Origin of the sequence: Methanobrevibacter thaueri, from assembly GCF_003111625.1 — an archaeon.
Taxonomy (GTDB): domain Archaea; phylum Methanobacteriota; class Methanobacteria; order Methanobacteriales; family Methanobacteriaceae; genus Methanocatella; species Methanocatella thaueri.
The window spans coordinates 28,817-47,330 of the sequence record NZ_MZGS01000027.1 but is presented as its reverse complement, the minus strand read 5'-3'; the positions used below and the strand labels follow the sequence as shown (position 1 = coordinate 47,330).

Below are 18,514 nucleotides of genomic sequence, written 5' to 3'. Positions count from 1 at the left end.
AACGTTCAATTTTAATCCATGTTAGACAATAAGGGTTCATTTTATTTGATTGATGCAATACTTGCAGTGGTTTTGCTTTTAATTGTTTTTTTGGCCATTAACACCACAGTAACAATGCCTACACATGAATATTCCTATGAATCAAGAGATATTCGAACGGCACAGGATGTAATGGAGCTTTTAAGCGGTAGGATAGATTTCCAGGATAAGAGTTTCATCAGTGAAATCTCAGGCATTCTAAAGGAGGGCGAAAACTCAAAGGAATCCGTAAGGGAGGTTTCTAAAATTTCAAGGGACAGGTTAGATTCCTATGATCTTGAAAACTATAGGTTAGTTGAAAGCAACGTTTTGAATGATGAGGTGCTGGCATCAAAGGGAAAATATGATGATGCGGAAAATGTTTCTGTAGCCACAAGGACCTATGGGGATTATTCATTCACATTATCAACATGGTAATTATTAAATACTATAAAAATCTTAAAGATAATTGTTATCTTATTTTGTCGGCCCTGGTGGTGTAGTTTGGATAACACATGGGACTGCGGATCCCATTCCCCGGGTTCAAATCCCGGCCAGGGCATTATAATTTCCGTGATATTATGTTAAATGCTAATACTTATGTAACTTCTCAAAAGGGTATTGGTGGAACAATTAGAAACCAATATGAAGATTTTTACGTTGAAGAAATTCCTGAAGTCATTCCATCCGGTGAGGGTCCAAACGTTTACATCTGGATTGAAAAGCTTGGAAGGACCACACTTGATGTTGTCCTGGACATTTCAAGAGACCTGCACATCTCAAGAAAAAGGATGGGCTTTGCCGGAATGAAGGACAAGAAGGCCTTGACCAGACAGTGGATTTGCATTTCCAATATGGATTCAGAGAAGCAGATGCAGCAGGTCAAGGATTTGGACATTTATAAAACTGATTTTTTAAAGGTAGTCAGAGGCCGCAAAAAGCTTAGGATGGGTCAGCTTAAGGGAAATAAATTCAAAATCTTAATTAGGGATTTGGATGATATTGAAGAGTCAGCCAACATCGCAAATGAGGTTCTAAAGGAATTGCAAACCACAGGAGTTCCCAACTACTTCGGTTGGCAGAGATTCGGCAAGCCTAGAACCAACACTCATCTGGTCGGAGAGGCATTGATTGAAAATGACCTTGAAAAGGCTGTCGGAAGGTACATCGGAAACCCATCAGAAGAGGAGCATGAGGAAAACCAGAAGGCAAGACAGGCATATGATGACGGTAACCTTGAGGAATCCCTGAACTTGATGGGCAAGGGAATGAGATACGAAAAGATGATGATTCGCGAATTGATTAAGGATTCAAAGAAAGGCGAATTGACTGAAAAATCATATAAGAATGCGTTATATGCTCTTCCAAAGCCATTGCAGAGAATGTTTGTTCATGCATATCAGTCTTACCTATTCAATGAGGCCGTAAGCAACAGGGTTGCAATGGGAATAGACAAGTATATTCCTGGTGACATCATAATTGATAATGAGGAACACATTGTTTATGAAAAGACTCCGGAAGAGTATCAGGAACTGATGGACAGCTTCGAAGCCAACCCGACATGTCCGTTATATGGAACAAAGGTCCCATTTGCAGGCGGAGCCGTTGGGGAAATGGAAGAGAATGTATTGAAGAAATATAATTTGGAGAAAAGCGACTTTGAAGTTCCAAAAATGCCTCGTTTAGGAAGCCATGGTCTCAGACGTTCCATGAGATTCCAGGTGTGGGATGCCAGTGCACAGGCAACAGACGAGGGAGTCCTATGTGAGTTTTCAATAAACAAGGGTTCTTATGCTACGGCTGTTTTAAGAGAAATCATGAAGGTAGATGTGATTTAGATGGTTATTTGTCCAGATTGCGGTAAGGAAGTTCCAAACGACAAATTCTGCAAGAACTGCGGAGCTTATCTTCCAAAAGTTGAGGAAATCAGCACTGAAAGTGCCCCAGTGGAGCATAATCCGACTCCTGAAAGTGAAGAGGTTAAATCTGGAGTTAATTATTGTCGTAATTGCGGTTTCAAGCTGGAAGGTGATTTCAAGTTCTGTCCAAATTGCGGCCATAATCTGAAAGCTACCGTGAAATCTCGAAATGTGAGTATCGATAAGGAGAAAAGCACCCTGGTTGCAGTTGTCTTAAGCGTTTTGTTGCCTGGCATGGGTCACATGTATTTGGGTCTGGACAATACCGGTGCAATTTTATTAATAGCATATATTGTATCATTGATTTTAATTTTACTTGTCATTGGATTGGCATTGGCATTGATAGTATGGATTTGGGCATTGGTTGATACAATAAACTCTGCAAATGCCTTGAATCGTGGAGAAGAAGTTGAAGATAAGTTATTTTAACAAGTGATGATTATGATTGAATGTAGAAATATTGCCAAAGGAAAAGGAAAAGGTGAATTGATTGTTTCATCAGAGCCGATTAGCTTTTTAGGTGGAGTGAATCCGGACACCGGTGAAATAATCGACCCGAATCATGAACTGAAAGGGGAAATCATCAAGGATAAGGTACTCTTCATCCCTGGAGGAAAGGGCTCTACCGTAGGATCCTATGTGATTTTCCAGATGATGAAAAACAAAACCGCTCCTAGCGCCATAATCTGTCTAAGCGCAGAGCCTATTATTGCAACAGGAGCAATAATGTCAGACATTCCATTGGTCGATTCACCTGAAGACATCAAGGATTTGAAAACAGGAACCCTTGTCGAGGTCGATGGAACTAATGGTACAATAGAAATATTGTAGTGATAATATGCAAACTCTAATTGAAAATGTAAACATCGTAAATCCGTTTGAAGAGATAAAAACCAGGCAAAACGTTTTGATTGAAGATAATCTAATCAAGGAAATATCTTCAACTAAGATTAAGGCGGACAATGTCATCGACGGTGAGGACAATTATCTGCTTTCTGGTTTCATTGATTGCCATACCCACATTTTTGCAAAGGGATTCCATAAGGAAGAGAATATGGCAAATCCATTGGGGCTTCATTTTTACAATGCGGTGCCTCATTCTCTGCAGACAATCAATGCGGGTGTTACAACAATTAGAGATTGTGGATCTGCTGATTTGAGCTTCAAATTGGCACAACAACGTAAATTATTCACCGCTCCAAAAATTCACCTGTCAATCACTCCACTAGTAATGACAGGAGGACATTTCGATTTGCTTCTGCCTTCCGGCTGGGACATGGAGATAATCTATCCCGGTTTTCCAAAGGGAAGATGCGATGGCATAGAGGAGGTTCTTAAAAAGACCCGTGAAGTAAAAAGGGCGGGCGCTGATTTTATTAAGGTTATGGCAAGCGGAGGAGTATTGACAACCAACACTTCACCGGAATTTGCCCAATTCAACAAAAAAGAGTTAAAGACAATTGTCTGTGAAGCAAAGGCTAATGACATGAAGGTATCGGCCCACTGTCACAGCTTGAAAGGAATGAACAATTGTATCGATGCTGGTTTTTCTTCAATTGAACATGGAACATTCATTGATAAGAAGACCGCTAAAAGAATGGTTGAAAATGATGTAAGTTTAGTTCCGACACTTCTTGTTCATCAATTCTTATATAAAAATGGCTTCCCTGCATGGGACAGCTATGCAGACGAAAAGACAGAAAAACTTAAGGAAATAGTCAAAGTCCACAAGGAAAACATCCAAGTAGCTTACGAACAAGGTGTTAACATATTGATGGGAACAGACAGTGGAGTAATTCCACACGGACACAATCTGGAGGAATTGGTCCATTTGACAGATATTGGAATGTCAGCCGATGAGGCTATTGCAGCAGGAACCGTTAAGGCGGCCGAATTTTTAGGATTTAATAATTTGGGTCTTGTCAGGGAAAATTATGTTGCAGATTTAGTTCTGGTCAATTCCAATCCGCTGGAAGATGTTTCCATATTGAGCAACAATGAAAATATCTTAAAAGTAGTTCAGGATGGTTGTGTAGTTAAATGAAATTAATGATTGATGATGAAAAGTGTATCGCCTGCGGACAGTGTAAGGCAGTCTGCATTCGTGACAATATTGAAATAGATGAAGTGGCTTATGAGACCGGAAGCAACTGTTTTGAATGTGGCCATTGCATGGCTATTTGCCCGACAGGTGCTGTAACCCTTAAAATATTCAAGGGTCGTGAAGACAGGATTGAGGAGTACAGTTCAAAGGAACTTCCAATTGACTACAGGGACTTACTGCAATTCTTAAAGCAGAGAAGGTCAATGAGATGGTTTAAAAGGAAAAAAATCGATAAGGACACATTCAACAAATTGCTTGAGGGTGCCTATTATTCCCCTTCAGCCCAAAATGAGCAGGATGTGGAGTTCGTCGTTTTGGACAGGAGACTGAATGATTTCATGAAGCATGTTTATGAAATAATCAAGGTTGAAGAGAATGAGTTTTTCAGAATCAAGGAGTTCGGCGATTACTTAAGGGACAATTCCACAAAGAAATATCATCCTCTATTGTGGCAGGGCCATCAGCTGATTTTGACATTCTCAACAGACAAGACAAGTGCGGTCATAGCAAACACACGCATGGAATTGCTGGCATATACTTTGGGGCTTGGAGGATTCTATTCTCTCTTTATTCTAAAGGCAGATGAGATAGACCATGACAGGCTAATGGAATTCTTCCCAGGAATTGACAAGAGCAAGCATATGTACTCAGCATTCATTATAGGCTATCCCAAAAAGACTTTCAGGAGAACAATACCTCACAAGGAAATTAAGGTTAACTACATGTAAAATTTTTAGTAATGCCTAAACTTTATAATACATAAAACACAAATAATCTTATAAAAGGGAACGGTCGTGATAAGATGGTAAAGCATAAGCATATGGATTTGCCGATTGAAGGAATGCACTGCGCATCCTGTGTTCTAAGCGTTAACAAAACATTTGGAAAAATAGAAGGAGTAGAGGATGTCGACGCCGATTTGGCATCAAATAAGCTGCACATCACAGTCGACACCAAAAAGATTTCCTATGAAGAGATGGAAAGGCTGGTCAAAAATCTGGGTTTTGAACTCCACAGCGATGAAATGACCATAAGGATTCAGGGAATGCACTGCGCTTCATGCACAATGAATGTGGAAAATTTCCTGATACGTCTGGATGGCATTTTTGATGTGAAGGCGGATTTGACTTCCCAAACCGCAAAAATAAGATATGATTCATCAAAAGTGACCCTGGATGAAATAGAAGAGGTAATCGTTTCCTTGGGATTTGAGCTCCTTGGCGTTGAGGGTCAAACCGAAATTGATGAAGAGGCAATATATCAACAGGACCTGAAGGAAAAGCGCAACAGGATTATTGTCGGTTTATTTTTCTCAGTTATTTTAATGATTCTAATGTTCAGCGGATGGGATCCGCTAATGGGCATTGTACACTCAATCAACCATGCGACAGGATTGCATATCTCCTCAATGGGACTGCTTTCCCTAATTGTAAGTATCGCTCCATTCTTATATGTATCCTTGCCGATTTTAAAGGCAGGAATCAATGGTCTGATGCATAAAAACCTTAACATGGATGTAATGTACTCCATGGGTATTCTGGTTGCATATATATCAAGCATCTTTGGAACATTCGGCATTGTATTGGACCACACATTCATGTTTTATGACTCAGCTGTGATGCTTCCTTCATTCTTGATGATCGGAAGGTATCTTGAGGCAAGGGCCAAAAAACGCACATCAGATTCCATACGCGAACTGATAGGCCTTCAGCCGACAGTCGCAACAGCCATTGAGGTTGATGAGAATGGCGAAATCATCTCACAAAAGGAGGTTTCCATTGCAGATATTGTATTGGATGACTTGCTTTTGGTAAAACCTGGTGAAAAGATTCCGGTTGACGGGGACGTTGTCGGAGGAGAATCCTATGTCGATGAGTCAATGATTAATGGGGAACCGATTCCTAAAGTCAAAAAGGACGGTGAAGAGGTCTTTGCTGGAACCATCAATCAGGACGGAGTTCTCCAAATCAAAGCCAAAAAGATTGGAAAGGAAACCGTCTTGTCAAACATCATTCGTTTGGTTGAAAAGGCGCAATCTTCAAGGCCTCCGGTTCAAAAGTTCGCAAACACTATCGTATCATACTTCATTCCGGTAATCCTGACCATAGCTATTGTCGTGTTCCTGATATGGTATCTATTGCTTGGAGCATCGTTACTGTTCTCATTGACATGCCTGATTTCAATATTGGTGGTTGCATGTCCATGCGCTCTGGGTTTGGCCACTCCAACAGCGGTTACAGTCGGTGTCGGAAGGGCAGCGGAATATGGAATTCTGATTAAGAACGGTGACACATTGGAGAATGCTGGTCAAATTGATGTGGCAGCATTCGACAAGACAGGTACAATCACTGAAGGAAAACCTGAAGTCGATGACATATTGCCGTATGAGGGAAGCGATGAGGATTTAATCAGGCTTGCCGCAAGCGTTGAGCAGAATTCAACCCACCCTATCGCCAAGGCCATAGTGAACAGGGCAAAGGAACTGAACCTTGATTTAGCTCAAACATCCGAATTTGAAAACGTTACAGGTAAGGGATTGAAGGCTGAAATTAATTCCAAAGAGGTTCTTGCTGGCAACTTGGCTTTAATGGAAAGTTATGATGTTCAGGTCTCACAAGAAGCCATTGACAAGTATCATGAACTTGAAAAGCTGTCAAAGACCATTATCTTTTTGGCACAAGACAAGACAGTTAAAGGAATTTTAAGCCTGTCCGATAAAATCAAGGCCAATTCCAAAAGGGCAATCGATGAACTGCATAACATGGGCGTCGAGACATACATGCTGACAGGGGATAATGAGTCCACAGCCTTGAATGTTGCCCGTGAGGTAGGAATAGACAATGTGGAGGCCCAGGTCCTTCCTGAAAACAAACTTGACATTGTCAAAAAGACTCAGGCAAATAACACCAAAAAGGTATTGTTTGTTGGAGACGGAATCAACGACGCACCTGCATTGACACAGGCGGATATCGGTGTTGCAATGGGTAACGGTACCGATATTGCAATGGAAAGCGGGGACATTGTTGTCATGGAAGGCGATTTGGAAAACGTGGTTGCAGCCGTTCAATTTTCTAAAAAGGTGATGCGCAGAATCAAGGAAAACATTTTCTGGGCATTTGCATACAACACAATACTGATTCCGATTGCTGCTGGAGTATTGTATCCAACATTCGGAATAACCTTTGAACCTGCCCTTGCCGGTCTTGCAATGGCATTGAGTTCAGTAACGGTCATATCACTTTCACTGATGCTTAAGAGATATGTTCCTGAAATAAAAAGAGTTAAAAATTAATTGGTTAAACCAATTAATTCTATTTTTTAATTTTAAAACCAGCTTTCGGATTCTTCTAGAAGCTCGTCGATGATTGTTGGTATTGATCCGGTGTATGTGTGAGGATCCATTATTTTGTCAACATCCTCTTGGGTCAGATATTTTTGAACTTCTTCGTCTTCTAAAATCAATTCGCCGAGCAATAGTTTTTCTTTGTTTGCCTTAATTGCGTTTTTCCTTACGATTCCATATGCGGTTTGTTTTCCCATGCCTGCACGGGTAAGTTCAGCCATCAATCTTTCAGCCATGATTAAACCGTTGGTCAAGTTAAGGTTTCTTTCGATGTTTTCATCGTAGAATACGAGGTTATTCATTAATTTGATTGTAAGGTTCAAGATGTAATCGGTTAGGATGCAGCTTTCAGGGAACATTATCCTTTCACAGGAGGAGTTGGTCAAGTCTCTTTCGTGCCAGAGAGGATTGTTGTCCAATGCGGCATTAACGAATGATTTGACTATTCTTGCAACTCCACAGATTCTTTCTGCGGTAATTGGATTCATCTTATGTGGCATTGTACTGCTTCCGACTTGTTTTTCAGGGTCGAAAAATTCTCCAACTTCCATAAGTTCGGTCCTTTGAAGGCTCCTGATTTCAAGTGCAATCTTATCGAGGGTACTTGCGATGTTTGCCAAAACGCTGATGAATTCAACGTGGTTGTCTCTTTGAACTACCTGATTTGTAATTCTGGCTGCAGGCAATCCTAGGATTTCAGCTACGGTTTTGTGGATTTCCCAACCTTGTTCGCCTAATGCGGCAGTTGTTCCAACAGCCCCGTCCATCATTCCAACACAGACGTTTGCTCTTGCATTTTCTAGTCTTACGTATTGTCTGTGCAGTTCATCTGCCCATATTCCGAATTTCATTCCATATGTGGTTGGAAGTGCGTGCTGTCCGTGTGTACGTCCGATACATACTTTCATTTTATGTTCACGTGTCAAGTCAAGCATTATTTTTGTTAATCTTTCCAGCTTTTCCTCAAGCACGTCAATGGAGTCACGAATGAGTAATGAGTTTGAACTGTCTACGATGTCATTGGATGTTGCTCCAAAGTGGACATATTCTCCTGCACCGTTTTCACATACTTCTGTAATTGATTTTGATAAAGCAGCGATATCGTGATTGGTTTCTGCTTCAATTTCTTTCATTCTTTCTAATTTAACATACTCAGTGTTAGCCTTAGCCGCAATTTCATCAGCAACTTCCTGAGGGATTATTCCGAGTTTTCCTTCAGCTTGAGCCAATGCGGATTCCACATCTAACATTCTTTGCAATTTATTTTCTTCTTCCCAGATCTTTTTCATTTCTGGAGTACCATACCTAAATTCTATAGGGTGTATAGCCATTTTTTACCAACTCTCAAATATTGTTATCTTAATAGTATATTTGTTCTATAAAGTATTATATTTTAAGAAACATTTATATTCTTTTATTTAAAAATTTAATATTGCACTATTATATAATAGGTGATTATTTGGAAACTAAAATTAGACAGTTTCGCCAAGAGAAAGGCATAACTCAACAGGAGTTAGCGGACTTGGTTGGCGTAACTCGTCAGACAATAAACGCTTTAGAGAATGCACGCTATAACCCTTCCTTATTATTGGCCTATAACATTACTAAGATATTGGGTAAACCAGCAATTGAAGATGTGTTCATCTTTGATGAATAAATTTTAAAATAAGTATATTACATTGTATTGGTTCATTAAATAGATTGTAGTATATTTATATTATTTTTTTGATAAAATGTCTTTATTTAACGAAAAACTTAAGGTTATTCCTCTAAAGGAAGTATTGTCTATTTTTATCCTTTTATTTTTAGTACAATATTTTTTAAATACTTTAAATATTGTTCAATTGGATTCAATTTGGATATACATTTTATTAATTTTTTACATAATTTTTAAACTTGATTTCACTTTTCCAGATAAGGACGATTATTTGGAGGTCTTATCGGCAGATGTTCTCAAGCAGGTCGTCCTATTGGTCATCCTAAATGTATTCATATCCTATGGTTTTTTATACTTGTCACATGCCCTTTTAAACCTTGTTCCCTCTTTGAATTTTTTATTCGGTTCAAGCACCGCTTCAAATTCAATCATGACCCTGAGTCTGGTGGCAACCATCATTGTTTCTCCAGTGGCCGAGGAGCTGATTTTCAGAGGGATCTTTTTGAATAGGCTTCAAGTGATTATCCCACCGCTTTTTGCCGTCTTGGTCTCCTCACTGCTTTTTGCTTCACTCCATAGCTATGGAAGCATCATCTCAGCATTTATCTTTGCAATCTGCATGGCCATCCTGTATCTGAAGACAGAAAACATCCTGATTCCAATCTTTGCGCACTTCCTGAATAATCTGCTGGCCGAGATTATCGTTCGTGCTGATGTCAATAGTCTCCTATTCACAAATGATGTTGTCATTGGGGCAATGTCAATATTGGCTGTCATATCTTTTGTTTTACTTTTCAAATCCATAATTCTTGAATTGAATAGTATTAAATAATAATAAATTACAATACTTTTAACATGGATTTAAAAAAAATCGGTATTCTACTTATATTTATAGGGATTGTTTTCACAATTGTATTCATTGGCAATCAGCAGATATTCGTTCCCGCATTGACTATCACTGTTTTGGGATTCTTCTTGACTGTTGTGGGATTTGTCATCGATATCAGAAAGCAGAAAATCATCAATGACCAGCTGGAAGAGGATATCGGAACAATTCTTCAGCCCCTAATCACCAAATATTCCAATCTGAACAAGGAGTATAGGGCTAATTTTGAGGGCGAGGAATATGCCGAAAAAAGAATGCAATTAAATAAGGATTTGGAAAGGGAAATCACTGAAAAACTACCTTATTTGGAAAGCAGGGAAATCAAAAAAATCGTCATTCAATTCAGCAAGGAACAGGACAAGATGAATTGAATTTTTTTTCAAAATTTATCATAATGTACATTTTGTTACAACAAGGTTTTAAATAGTACATTATACAAAGTATATCCTGTGATTGAAAATGTTTTCCCCAAGTTTAGAAGAAGTTAAAGAAATAGCAGAAAATAAGGAATATAAAAGAATCCCAATATCCTATGAATTGTTTTCAGATATTGCGACTCCAATTGAAGTGTTGAGAATTTTAAAATGCATAAGCAAGCATGCATACATGTTGGAGAGTGTAGAGGATTCACAGAAATGGGGAAGATATACATTTTTAGGTTTCAATCCGCTATTGGAATTCACATGTCAGAACGGCATTGTCAAAATCAGGGGCGATGCTGATTTTGAAGGGCTGAACGACGATGAGATAACAATCGAAACGGACAACCCAAGTGAAATAATAAAAGATTTGATTTCAAAAAACAAATCTCCGAAATTGAATTACTTACCACCTTTTACTGGGGGTTTTGTGGGGTATTTTGCGTACGATTACATAAAATACTCTGAGCCCTCACTAAATCTTGATGCTGAAAACCAGGACCAGTTCAAGGACATTGACCTGATGCTGTTTGATAAGGTCATCGCATTCGACAATTTCAAACAGAAGATCATACTCATCACAAACATGAAGACGGATGATGTGGAAGGGAATTATGAAAGGGCATGCGACGATTTAATGGAAATGGCAGATTTAATAAAACATGGCAAAAAAATAGAAATAGAGCCATTAAAGTTAAAGTCAGATTTCAAGCCCGCATTTTCACGTGAAAGATTCTGCAATATGGTTGATAAGGCCAAAAGCTATATTAATGAAGGGGATATTTTCCAGGTTGTGCTTTCAAACAGGATAGAGGCCGAGATTGAAGGCAGTCTCTTTGACACATACAGGGTATTGAGAACAACCAATCCCTCCCCATACATGTTTTACTTTTCAAGCAATGACATAGAGATTGCAGGGGCATCCCCCGAAACTCTGGTTAAGCTAACTGGCAACCAGCTTTACACATTCCCGTTGGCAGGAACAAGGCCTCGTGGCAAAACCGAAGAGGAGGATTTAAGGCTAGAAGAAGATCTCTTGTCCGATGAAAAGGAGCTGGCCGAACATAACATGCTGGTTGATTTGGGACGAAATGACATCGGAAGAATAGCCGAAATCGGATCAGTCCATGTTGACAAGTACATGTCAATTGAGAGATTTTCACATGTGATGCACATAGGATCCACAGTCAGCGGTCAACTGAGAAGCGATTTGCACCCGTTATCGGCAATCGATTCAATCCTGCCTGCAGGAACATTATCAGGGGCTCCAAAAATAAGGGCCTGTGAAATAATCAACGAACTTGAAGACAATAAAAGAGGAATTTACGGCGGTGCAATAGGATATGTCGATTTAAGTGGCAATATCGACACCTGCATATCAATCAGAATAGCTTTTGCACGCAATAATAAGGTGTTCATCCGCTCAGGAGCGGGCATTGTTGCCGATAGCGTTCCGGATAAGGAATTTGAGGAATGCTTGAACAAGGCGGCAGCAGTCATTAACGCCTTGAAAATTGCAGACGGAGGGTTAGAATGATTCTTTTAATCGACAATTACGATAGTTTTTCATATAACTTGTTCCAATTGATTGGAAAAATAAATCCGGATATTCAGGTTTCAAGAAATGATAAAATCACAATTGAAGAGATAAGCGACCTGAATCCGGAATGCATTATCCTGTCTCCGGGACCTGGAAAGCCGGAAAATGCGGGAATATGCATTGATATAGTCAAGGAATTCCATGACAGGATACCGATTTTGGGAGTTTGTTTGGGCCATCAGGCAATATGTGCGGCTTTCGGCGGTGAGATTTCACATGCCAAAAGGCTGATGCATGGAAAGTCTTCAGACATTTCCCTGGATTATGACTTTATTTTCAAGGGCCTTCCAAGCGAAATCAATGTGGGAAGATATCATTCCCTGAGCCTTGTGGAGGACACCCTTCCGGATGAGCTGGAAATCATTTCAAAGGCAAGGGACGACAGGGAAATCATGGCGGTCAAGCATAAGGATTATAACGTTTACGGATTGCAATTCCATCCGGAATCAATTTTAACACCTGATGGATTGACAATAATGGAAAATTTTTTGGAAAAGGTTAACAGAGGGATTTTATGATTAAGGAAGCAATATTGAAAGTATATAAACATCAAGATTTAACTTATGAGGAAGCATATCAGACAATGGATGAAATCATGAGTGGTGAAGCTAGTGAGGTTCAGATGAGCGCTTACCTGACTGCCATGTCCATGAAAGGTGAGACAATCGATGAGATTACCGCCTCTGCCGAAGCGATGAGGGCACACTGTGTAAGGCTACTTAACGATAAGGAAGTGCTTGAAATCGTCGGAACCGGAGGGGACGAATCAAATACATTCAACATATCCACAACCTCCTCAATTGTCATATCTTCTGCAGGGGTGCCTGTTGCAAAGCACGGTAACCGTTCCGCTTCAAGCAAATGCGGTGCTGCAGACGTTCTTGAGGAATTGGGGGTAAACATCTACATCGAACCTGAAAAGAGTCTGGAATGCCTGAAGGAAATAAACCTATGCTTCCTGTTTGCCCAGAACTATCACCTGTCAATGAAATATGTCGCAAACGTCAGAAAGGAGCTTTCAATCAGAACAATATTCAATATTTTGGGGCCATTGACAAATCCTGCCGGTGCGACAATGCAGGTTTTGGGAGTTTATGAAAAAGAATTAGTAGAACCTTTAATCAATGTATTAAATAACCTAGGTGTCAAATCCGCATTGTCCGTCTATGGTATGGACGGCATGGACGAGTTTTCCGTAAGCGACAAGACATTCGTTAGCGAACTTAAAAACGGCAGAACAAGGATTTATGAAGTCCTGCCTGAGGATTTCGGATTCGAATTGGCATCTAAAAGTGATCTTGTTGGTGGAGATGCAAAAGAAAACGCCCAAATCACCTTGGATATATTGAAAGGTGAAAAAGGCCCAAAAAGAAATGCTGTTTTATTGAATTCCGCAGCAGGTTTGTATGTGGCTGGGGAAGTGGATTCCCTAGAGGAAGGGGTCAAGATGGCTGAGGAACTCATAGATTCCGGTCGTGCATTGAATCAACTTGAGAAATTTATTGAATTTACAAATAGATGATTATTATGTTGGATGAGATTGTTGAAAAGACCAAGGAAAGAGTGGAAATTGCAAAGGGAATTATATCACTTGACGATTTGAAAAATGAAGTATCATTGATGGAAATCACAGACGATTTTCCATTCAAGAAGGCATTGAGCGGTGATGACATTGCAATCATTGCCGAAGTCAAAAAGGCATCCCCATCCAAAGGCCTGATTGCCGAGGATTTTGATTATTTGAAGATTGCAAAGGATTATGAGGAAGCTGGTGCTTCTGCAATTTCAGTCTTGACAGAACCATATTTTTTCATGGGCTCCGATGACTACTTGAAAGAGATTGCCGAAAATGTCAGCATCCCTGTTTTAAGAAAGGACTTCATTGTTGACGAGTATATGATATGGGAGGCCAAGGCATTGGGGGCTTCAGCAATCCTGTTGATTGTTTCCATCCTGGATGTCGTCCAACTGAAAAAGTATCTGGACCTTGCCCATGATTTGGGCCTTTCCGCCATTGTGGAAACCCATGACGGGGATGAAATCATGCGTGCATTAACCGTCGGCGCTGAAATCATCGGTGTCAACAATCGAAATCTCAATGATTTTACTGTGGATATTGATAATAGTATCAATCTACGTAGATGTGTTAGTGGAGATGTTATATTTATTTCAGAAAGTGGTATTAAAACAAAGGAAGATGTCACCAGATTAAAAGAAAATGATGTTGATGCAGTTTTAATAGGCGAAACTTTAATGAAAAGCGATGATAAGAAGGCTATGATTTCGGAGTTGAAGAATGGTTAAAATCAAAATCTGCGGACTTAAGAGATTGGAGGATATTGAAATAGTCAATAAGTACAGGCCCGATTACATGGGTTTTGTGTTTGCAGATACCAAAAGAAAGGTTTCACATGAGCTTGCAAGACAATTGAAGGACAAACTCGACCCCGAGATAATATCTGTCGGCGTTTTTGTGGATGCGCCAAAAGAGGAAATAACAGAATTGTTTGAAAACGGAACAATTGAAATGGCACAGCTTCACGGACTGGAAAGTGAAGACTACATTAAAGATTTAAAAGCGATGACCGATAACAAATTAATAGTGATTAAAGCCATCGAAATGTCACAAGACACAGATTTGCTGAAATACGATTCATCCAATGCTGATTATTTATTGCTTGACAGCGGCAAGGGCAGTGGAAAAACCTTTGACTGGCGGCTGATAAGAAAAGATTTGAAAAAGGATTTTTTCCTTGCAGGCGGACTCAATAAGGACAACATCACACAGGCAATTGAGGAATTTGAACCCTATGCCGTGGACTTGAGTTCAAGCCTTGAAGTTAACGGATTTAAGAATGAAGATAAAATAAAAGAGATAATGGAGATAATAAATGAGTAAGGGAAGATATGGAGAATATGGTGGTCAATACATATCTGAAACGTTGATGAATGAGCTGATCTATCTGGAAGAGCAGTACAATCATTATATGAACGATCCGGATTTTGTAGAGGAATTGAACACCTTGCTTAAGGAATATGCCGGAAGGCCATCATTGTTATACTACGCAAAAAGAATGACAGAAGACCTTGGTGGGGCAAAAATCTATTTAAAACGTGAAGATTTGAACCACACTGGAGCCCACAAGATTAACAACGTTCTAGGGCAGGTATTGCTTGCCAAGAAGATGGGAAAGACTCGAGTCATTGCCGAAACAGGTGCCGGCCAGCATGGAGTGGCAACCGCAACCGCAGCGGCACTGCTTGACATGGAATGTGAAGTGTTCATGGGTGAAGTCGATACAAAAAGACAGGCCCTGAACGTTTACAGGATGGAACTCCTGGGCGCAAAGGTTCATTCGGTCAAGTCAGGCACAAAGACACTTAAGGATGCAGTAAATGACGCATTCCGTGATTGGATTGCAAGGGTTCACGACACCAATTATGTAATAGGCTCAACAATGGGACCTCATCCGTTCCCAATGATTGTCCGTGATTTCCAGGCCGTAATCAGTGCTGAAGCCAAAGAACAATTCCTGGAAAAAGAGGGAAAGCTTCCTGATGCAGTGATTGCCTGTGTTGGTGGAGGAAGCAATGCAATGGGAGCGTTCTATAATTTTATTGAAGATGAAGATGTCAAGCTAATTGGATGTGAAGCCGGAGGAAAAGGAGTTGACACCCCATACAATGCTGCTGCATTGACAAAGGGCAAAATAGGAATATTCCATGGAATGAAATCAATATTCAACCAGGGGGATTACGGTCAAATCGCTCCGGTCTATTCAGTCTCCGCAGGTCTTGACTATCCCGGAGTCGGGCCTGAGCATGCTTATTTACGGGACATAGGCAGAGCTGAATATGTTCCAGTCACCGATGAAGAGGCAGTTGAAGCGTTCGAATACCTCTCAAGAATGGAAGGAATCATTCCAGCCATTGAAAGTGCACATGCAGTCGCCTATGCAATGAAACTGGCTCCGGAAATGAGTGAGGATGAAACAATAATGATTTGCCTGTCCGGAAGGGGAGACAAGGACGTAAGGTCAATTGCCGAATACAGAGGAGTTGAGTTAAATGAGTAAAATAGCCAATGCATTTGAAAACGGAACAGCATTCATAGGCTTTTTGACAGCGGGAGATCCGACAATCGATAAAACTGTCGAGTATATCCTGGCAATGGTCGATGCAGGCTGTGACCTGGTGGAAATCGGAATTCCATTTTCAGACCCTATGGCTGAAGGGGTTGTAATCCAGGATGCTAACGTTAGGGCGCTAAAGCACAACACCACAACCGATGATGTATTTGACATTGTTCGCCGTGTTCGTGAAAAGACTGATGTTCCATTGGTATTCTTAACATACATCAATCCAGTATTCTTTTATGGTTATGAAAAATTCTTTAAAAAATGTGCTGAGCTAGGAATTGATGGAATAATCTCACCTGACCTGCCATATGAGGAAAAGGGTGAAATTTCACAAATCGCCAAATCCAACGGCGTTGATGTGATATCATTGATTGCTCCAACTTCCAGTGAAAGAATCAAGATGATTGCCGGCGATGCAAGCGGTTTCATTTATGTTGTGTCATCATTGGGCGTGACCGGAATGAGGTCTGAGATTAAAACGGATTTGAATGCGATTTTAGCGGACATTCGCGAGGTCACAGATTTGCCGTTGGCGGTCGGCTTTGGAATCAACACTCCTGAACAGGCCCGTGAAATCGGTAAGATTGCCGATGGCGTCATTGTTGGAAGTGCGATTGTCAAAATCATTGAGCAGCATGGTGAGGATGCAACTGACGCCCTTAAGGAATATGTTTCAAGCATGAAAAAGGCTTCCAATGAATAATGTTATAAAATCATAAACATTATAATATAGAAAAAATATATATAACTATATTATTTTACAAGAGGATTATTTATGTTTAAAGCTGAATTAAGTGATTCTAGTATACTAAAAACCAGTTTTGATGCTATTTCATCCATTGTGGATGAGGTACAAATTCAAACTGACAGTGAAGGCATGAGATTAGATGCCTTAGACCGTAGTCACATAACTTTCGTACATTTAGAGCTTAAAGCAAGCTTATTTGATGAATATATTTGTGATGTTCCTGAAAAGATCAACATTGATACTGACGAATTCATGAGAGTTCTTAAACGTGCAAAATCTCAAGACAGAGTGTTAATGTCTGTGGATGAAGGTAATTTCATCATTACCTTTGAAGGAGATGCAACAAGAACCTTTAAGATAAGATTAATTGATATTGAGTACGATAACCCTACTCCACCTCAAATTAGTCATCCAACCACATTCAAAGTACGTTTCTCCATCTTGAAAGACTGTATCAACGATATTGACATATTTTCAGACAAGATTGCATTGCAGGTCGATGAAGATTACTTCATTGCATCCGCTGACGGTGAATTCGGTGATGCAAGCATCAAATATCTTCACGGTGAAAATATTCAATCACACGAAAAAGCTTTATTCTCTTTAGATAAGATTAGAGAAATGCTTAAAGCAGATAAATTTTCAGAGGAAGCTGAAATTAGTTTAGGTACCGACATGCCATTAAGCTTAACACTTAACATGGTGACCGGTGACGGTAAGCTAAGTTTCTTACTTGCTCCTAGATTAGAACAAGATGATTAATTTCATTTGTTCATCTTTTTTTTATTTTAAAGTTAATTTTTAGAGATGGTATTAAGTGGATCAGTTTTATCAAACCTTGCGCAAAGTTCAGAAAAAAGAACGTAATAACGGTACATTGACTCGTGTAGAGGAGACTTTTTACAGTGACATACATGAGTTTATGGATGGCTTGAAACAGGAGGCAATCAACGATCCATTTTCTAAAGCGCCAGCGTTACTTAAGGAAGCCCAAATCATTGCCACCGAGATTTGCCAAAGAAGGGAAACCAAGATTGCAAATTCTGCAGTCCTCAACATTCACAGGTCATATCATCTGTTCACAGGCAAGCCGAAATTCGATTTGGTCGATACCACCCCTTTAAACTTAACCCCTGAGGAAGAGAAGTTTTACTATTCCCTGATTGACACCTTGAAAAGTCATAGGGACAACATTTCACTTGAAAAGCTATCCGACGATGATGAAGGCGAAATCAAGGTTAAGCCAATAATAAAACCTAAGGAAACTCAAACCAACACACTGACCCCTAAACCTGTTGAAAAACCGAAGGAAGAAATCGTCAAGCCAAAGCCTGCAGTTAAGGAAGAGAAACCGGCCATAAAACCGCCGGAGGAAAAGCCTAAACCTGTTGCAAACATTGAAGACAATCCCAATGCCCTGGATGAGCAGGACGAATTTTATGATTTCGAGTCTCAAAAGGTGGCTAAAGATACAGAGCTTGTCACAATGCTTGTTTTTGATGAGGTGGGCGCTATTGTTGGCGTTGATGAGAAAGTCTACGGTCCGTTCAGACCGCAGGACATAGTGACCCTGCCTTTGGTGAATGCGAAAATATTTTTCAAAAATAGAAAAGGCCGTCAGGTTAAAATATAGCCAATTTTCCATTACCTTTAAATAACTTGATAAATATATATACTAATC

General features: G+C 39.9%; 20 protein-coding genes and 1 tRNA gene. 20 read left to right on the top strand and 1 reads right to left on the bottom strand.

Annotated features, from left to right (window positions below; all coding sequences use genetic code 11):
* Positions 1 to 18 precede the first annotated feature (18 nt).
* The 8 genes from MBBTH_RS08600 to MBBTH_RS08565 all read left to right on the top strand — a co-directional run bounded on the left by MBBTH_RS08600 (position 19) and on the right by MBBTH_RS08565 (position 7,333).
* Positions 19 to 456 carry a hypothetical protein gene (locus MBBTH_RS08600; RefSeq protein ID WP_116592640.1) on the top strand — a complete coding sequence of 146 codons (438 nt, stop codon included), beginning with the start codon at positions 19 to 21 and terminating at the stop codon, positions 454 to 456.
* A 50-nt stretch (positions 457 to 506) separates the two neighbouring features.
* Positions 507 to 580: transfer RNA gene (locus tag MBBTH_RS08595), tRNA-Arg, on the top strand.
* A 19-nt stretch (positions 581 to 599) separates the two neighbouring features.
* Entirely contained in the window at positions 600 to 1,856 is a 1,257-nt protein-coding gene (truD, locus tag MBBTH_RS08590) for a tRNA pseudouridine(13) synthase TruD (protein WP_116592639.1), read from the top strand.
* Positions 1,857 to 2,366 carry a double zinc ribbon domain-containing protein gene (locus tag MBBTH_RS08585; RefSeq protein ID WP_116592638.1) on the top strand — a complete coding sequence of 170 codons (510 nt, stop codon included), beginning with the start codon at positions 1,857 to 1,859 and terminating at the stop codon, positions 2,364 to 2,366. It begins immediately after the preceding gene.
* A gap of 12 nt (positions 2,367 to 2,378) precedes the next feature.
* Positions 2,379 to 2,768 carry a DUF126 domain-containing protein gene (locus MBBTH_RS08580; RefSeq protein WP_116592637.1) on the top strand — a complete coding sequence of 130 codons (390 nt, stop codon included), beginning with the start codon at positions 2,379 to 2,381 and terminating at the stop codon, positions 2,766 to 2,768.
* 7 nt (positions 2,769 to 2,775) lie between these two features.
* A complete protein-coding gene (locus MBBTH_RS08575) occupies positions 2,776 to 3,981 on the top strand; it encodes a metal-dependent hydrolase family protein (RefSeq protein ID WP_116592636.1) in 1,206 nt (401 codons plus the stop codon).
* Positions 3,978 to 4,769, top strand: a complete 792-nt coding sequence (locus MBBTH_RS08570) for a nitroreductase family protein (RefSeq protein ID WP_116592635.1) — start codon at positions 3,978 to 3,980, stop codon at positions 4,767 to 4,769. Before MBBTH_RS08575 ends, MBBTH_RS08570 begins: the two co-directional genes overlap by 4 nt.
* A gap of 74 nt (positions 4,770 to 4,843) precedes the next feature.
* Positions 4,844 to 7,333, top strand: a complete 2,490-nt coding sequence (locus tag MBBTH_RS08565) for a heavy metal translocating P-type ATPase (protein WP_116592634.1) — start codon at positions 4,844 to 4,846, stop codon at positions 7,331 to 7,333.
* A gap of 32 nt (positions 7,334 to 7,365) precedes the next feature.
* On the opposite strand, the gene purB is transcribed toward MBBTH_RS08565, so the two are convergent.
* Positions 7,366 to 8,715, bottom strand: a complete 1,350-nt coding sequence (gene purB / locus MBBTH_RS08560) for an adenylosuccinate lyase (RefSeq protein WP_116592633.1) — start codon at positions 8,713 to 8,715, stop codon at positions 7,366 to 7,368.
* 128 nt (positions 8,716 to 8,843) lie between these two features.
* Between purB and MBBTH_RS08555 the strand changes: the two genes are divergently transcribed.
* From MBBTH_RS08555 to MBBTH_RS08500, 12 genes are all read left to right on the top strand, one after another.
* Entirely contained in the window at positions 8,844 to 9,041 is a 198-nt protein-coding gene (locus MBBTH_RS08555; RefSeq protein WP_116592632.1) for a helix-turn-helix transcriptional regulator, read from the top strand.
* 271 nt (positions 9,042 to 9,312) lie between these two features.
* Positions 9,313 to 9,873 (top strand): CPBP family intramembrane glutamic endopeptidase, encoded by a 561-nt coding sequence (locus MBBTH_RS08550; RefSeq protein WP_165814051.1) that lies wholly within the window; start codon positions 9,313 to 9,315, stop codon positions 9,871 to 9,873.
* Between the two features lie 23 nt (positions 9,874 to 9,896).
* Positions 9,897 to 10,298 (top strand): hypothetical protein, encoded by a 402-nt coding sequence (locus MBBTH_RS08545; RefSeq protein ID WP_116592630.1) that lies wholly within the window; start codon positions 9,897 to 9,899, stop codon positions 10,296 to 10,298.
* A gap of 88 nt (positions 10,299 to 10,386) precedes the next feature.
* Positions 10,387 to 11,883: an anthranilate synthase component I gene (gene trpE / locus MBBTH_RS08540; RefSeq protein ID WP_116592629.1), complete on the top strand. Its 1,497-nt coding sequence runs from the start codon at positions 10,387 to 10,389 to the stop codon at positions 11,881 to 11,883.
* Positions 11,880 to 12,464: an anthranilate synthase component II gene (locus tag MBBTH_RS08535; protein ID WP_116592628.1), complete on the top strand. Its 585-nt coding sequence runs from the start codon at positions 11,880 to 11,882 to the stop codon at positions 12,462 to 12,464. Before trpE ends, MBBTH_RS08535 begins: the two co-directional genes overlap by 4 nt.
* The gene (gene trpD / locus MBBTH_RS08530) at positions 12,461 to 13,468 is read left to right on the top strand and encodes an anthranilate phosphoribosyltransferase (RefSeq protein WP_116592627.1); all 1,008 of its coding nucleotides are present in this window, start codon (positions 12,461 to 12,463) and stop codon (positions 13,466 to 13,468) included. The genes MBBTH_RS08535 and trpD overlap by 4 nt, the downstream gene beginning before the upstream one ends.
* 5 nt (positions 13,469 to 13,473) lie before the next feature.
* Positions 13,474 to 14,250 (top strand): indole-3-glycerol phosphate synthase TrpC, encoded by a 777-nt coding sequence (gene trpC / locus MBBTH_RS08525; protein ID WP_116592626.1) that lies wholly within the window; start codon positions 13,474 to 13,476, stop codon positions 14,248 to 14,250.
* On the top strand, positions 14,243 to 14,845 hold the full coding sequence (locus tag MBBTH_RS11095) for a phosphoribosylanthranilate isomerase (protein WP_116592625.1): 603 nt from the start codon (positions 14,243 to 14,245) through the stop codon (positions 14,843 to 14,845). Before trpC ends, MBBTH_RS11095 begins: the two co-directional genes overlap by 8 nt.
* Positions 14,838 to 16,022, top strand: a complete 1,185-nt coding sequence (gene trpB / locus MBBTH_RS08515; RefSeq protein WP_116592624.1) for a tryptophan synthase subunit beta — start codon at positions 14,838 to 14,840, stop codon at positions 16,020 to 16,022. Before MBBTH_RS11095 ends, trpB begins: the two co-directional genes overlap by 8 nt.
* Positions 16,015 to 16,788 carry a tryptophan synthase subunit alpha gene (gene trpA / locus MBBTH_RS08510; protein ID WP_116592623.1) on the top strand — a complete coding sequence of 258 codons (774 nt, stop codon included), beginning with the start codon at positions 16,015 to 16,017 and terminating at the stop codon, positions 16,786 to 16,788. The genes trpB and trpA overlap by 8 nt, the downstream gene beginning before the upstream one ends.
* Before the next feature lie 72 nt (positions 16,789 to 16,860).
* Positions 16,861 to 17,595: a proliferating cell nuclear antigen (pcna) gene (gene pcn, locus MBBTH_RS08505; protein WP_116592622.1), complete on the top strand. Its 735-nt coding sequence runs from the start codon at positions 16,861 to 16,863 to the stop codon at positions 17,593 to 17,595.
* A gap of 55 nt (positions 17,596 to 17,650) precedes the next feature.
* On the top strand, positions 17,651 to 18,466 hold the full coding sequence (locus tag MBBTH_RS08500) for a DNA replication complex subunit Gins51 (RefSeq protein ID WP_116592621.1): 816 nt from the start codon (positions 17,651 to 17,653) through the stop codon (positions 18,464 to 18,466).
* Positions 18,467 to 18,514: the final 48 nt, after the last annotated feature.

Bases quoted from the DNA above. Each gene is read 5' to 3' on its own strand.
- pcn (WP_116592622.1), top strand. From the start codon at position 16,861: ATGTTTAAAGCTGAATTAAGTGATTCTAGTATACTAAAAACCAGTTTT.
- truD (WP_116592639.1), top strand. From the start codon at position 600: ATGTTAAATGCTAATACTTATGTAACTTCTCAAAAGGGTATTGGTGGA.
- trpB (WP_116592624.1), top strand. From the start codon at position 14,838: ATGAGTAAGGGAAGATATGGAGAATATGGTGGTCAATACATATCTGAA.
- MBBTH_RS08600 (WP_116592640.1), top strand. From the start codon at position 19: ATGTTAGACAATAAGGGTTCATTTTATTTGATTGATGCAATACTTGCA.
- MBBTH_RS08585 (WP_116592638.1), top strand. From the start codon at position 1,857: ATGGTTATTTGTCCAGATTGCGGTAAGGAAGTTCCAAACGACAAATTC.
- MBBTH_RS08580 (WP_116592637.1), top strand. From the start codon at position 2,379: ATGATTGAATGTAGAAATATTGCCAAAGGAAAAGGAAAAGGTGAATTG.
- MBBTH_RS08565 (WP_116592634.1), top strand. From the start codon at position 4,844: ATGGTAAAGCATAAGCATATGGATTTGCCGATTGAAGGAATGCACTGC.
- purB (WP_116592633.1), bottom strand. From the start codon at position 8,715: ATGGCTATACACCCTATAGAATTTAGGTATGGTACTCCAGAAATGAAA.
- trpA (WP_116592623.1), top strand. From the start codon at position 16,015: ATGAGTAAAATAGCCAATGCATTTGAAAACGGAACAGCATTCATAGGC.
- MBBTH_RS08535 (WP_116592628.1), top strand. From the start codon at position 11,880: ATGATTCTTTTAATCGACAATTACGATAGTTTTTCATATAACTTGTTC.
- MBBTH_RS08545 (WP_116592630.1), top strand. From the start codon at position 9,897: ATGGATTTAAAAAAAATCGGTATTCTACTTATATTTATAGGGATTGTT.
- MBBTH_RS08570 (WP_116592635.1), top strand. From the start codon at position 3,978: ATGAAATTAATGATTGATGATGAAAAGTGTATCGCCTGCGGACAGTGT.
- MBBTH_RS11095 (WP_116592625.1), top strand. From the start codon at position 14,243: ATGGTTAAAATCAAAATCTGCGGACTTAAGAGATTGGAGGATATTGAA.
- trpD (WP_116592627.1), top strand. From the start codon at position 12,461: ATGATTAAGGAAGCAATATTGAAAGTATATAAACATCAAGATTTAACT.
- trpE (WP_116592629.1), top strand. From the start codon at position 10,387: ATGTTTTCCCCAAGTTTAGAAGAAGTTAAAGAAATAGCAGAAAATAAG.
- trpC (WP_116592626.1), top strand. From the start codon at position 13,474: ATGTTGGATGAGATTGTTGAAAAGACCAAGGAAAGAGTGGAAATTGCA.
- MBBTH_RS08575 (WP_116592636.1), top strand. From the start codon at position 2,776: ATGCAAACTCTAATTGAAAATGTAAACATCGTAAATCCGTTTGAAGAG.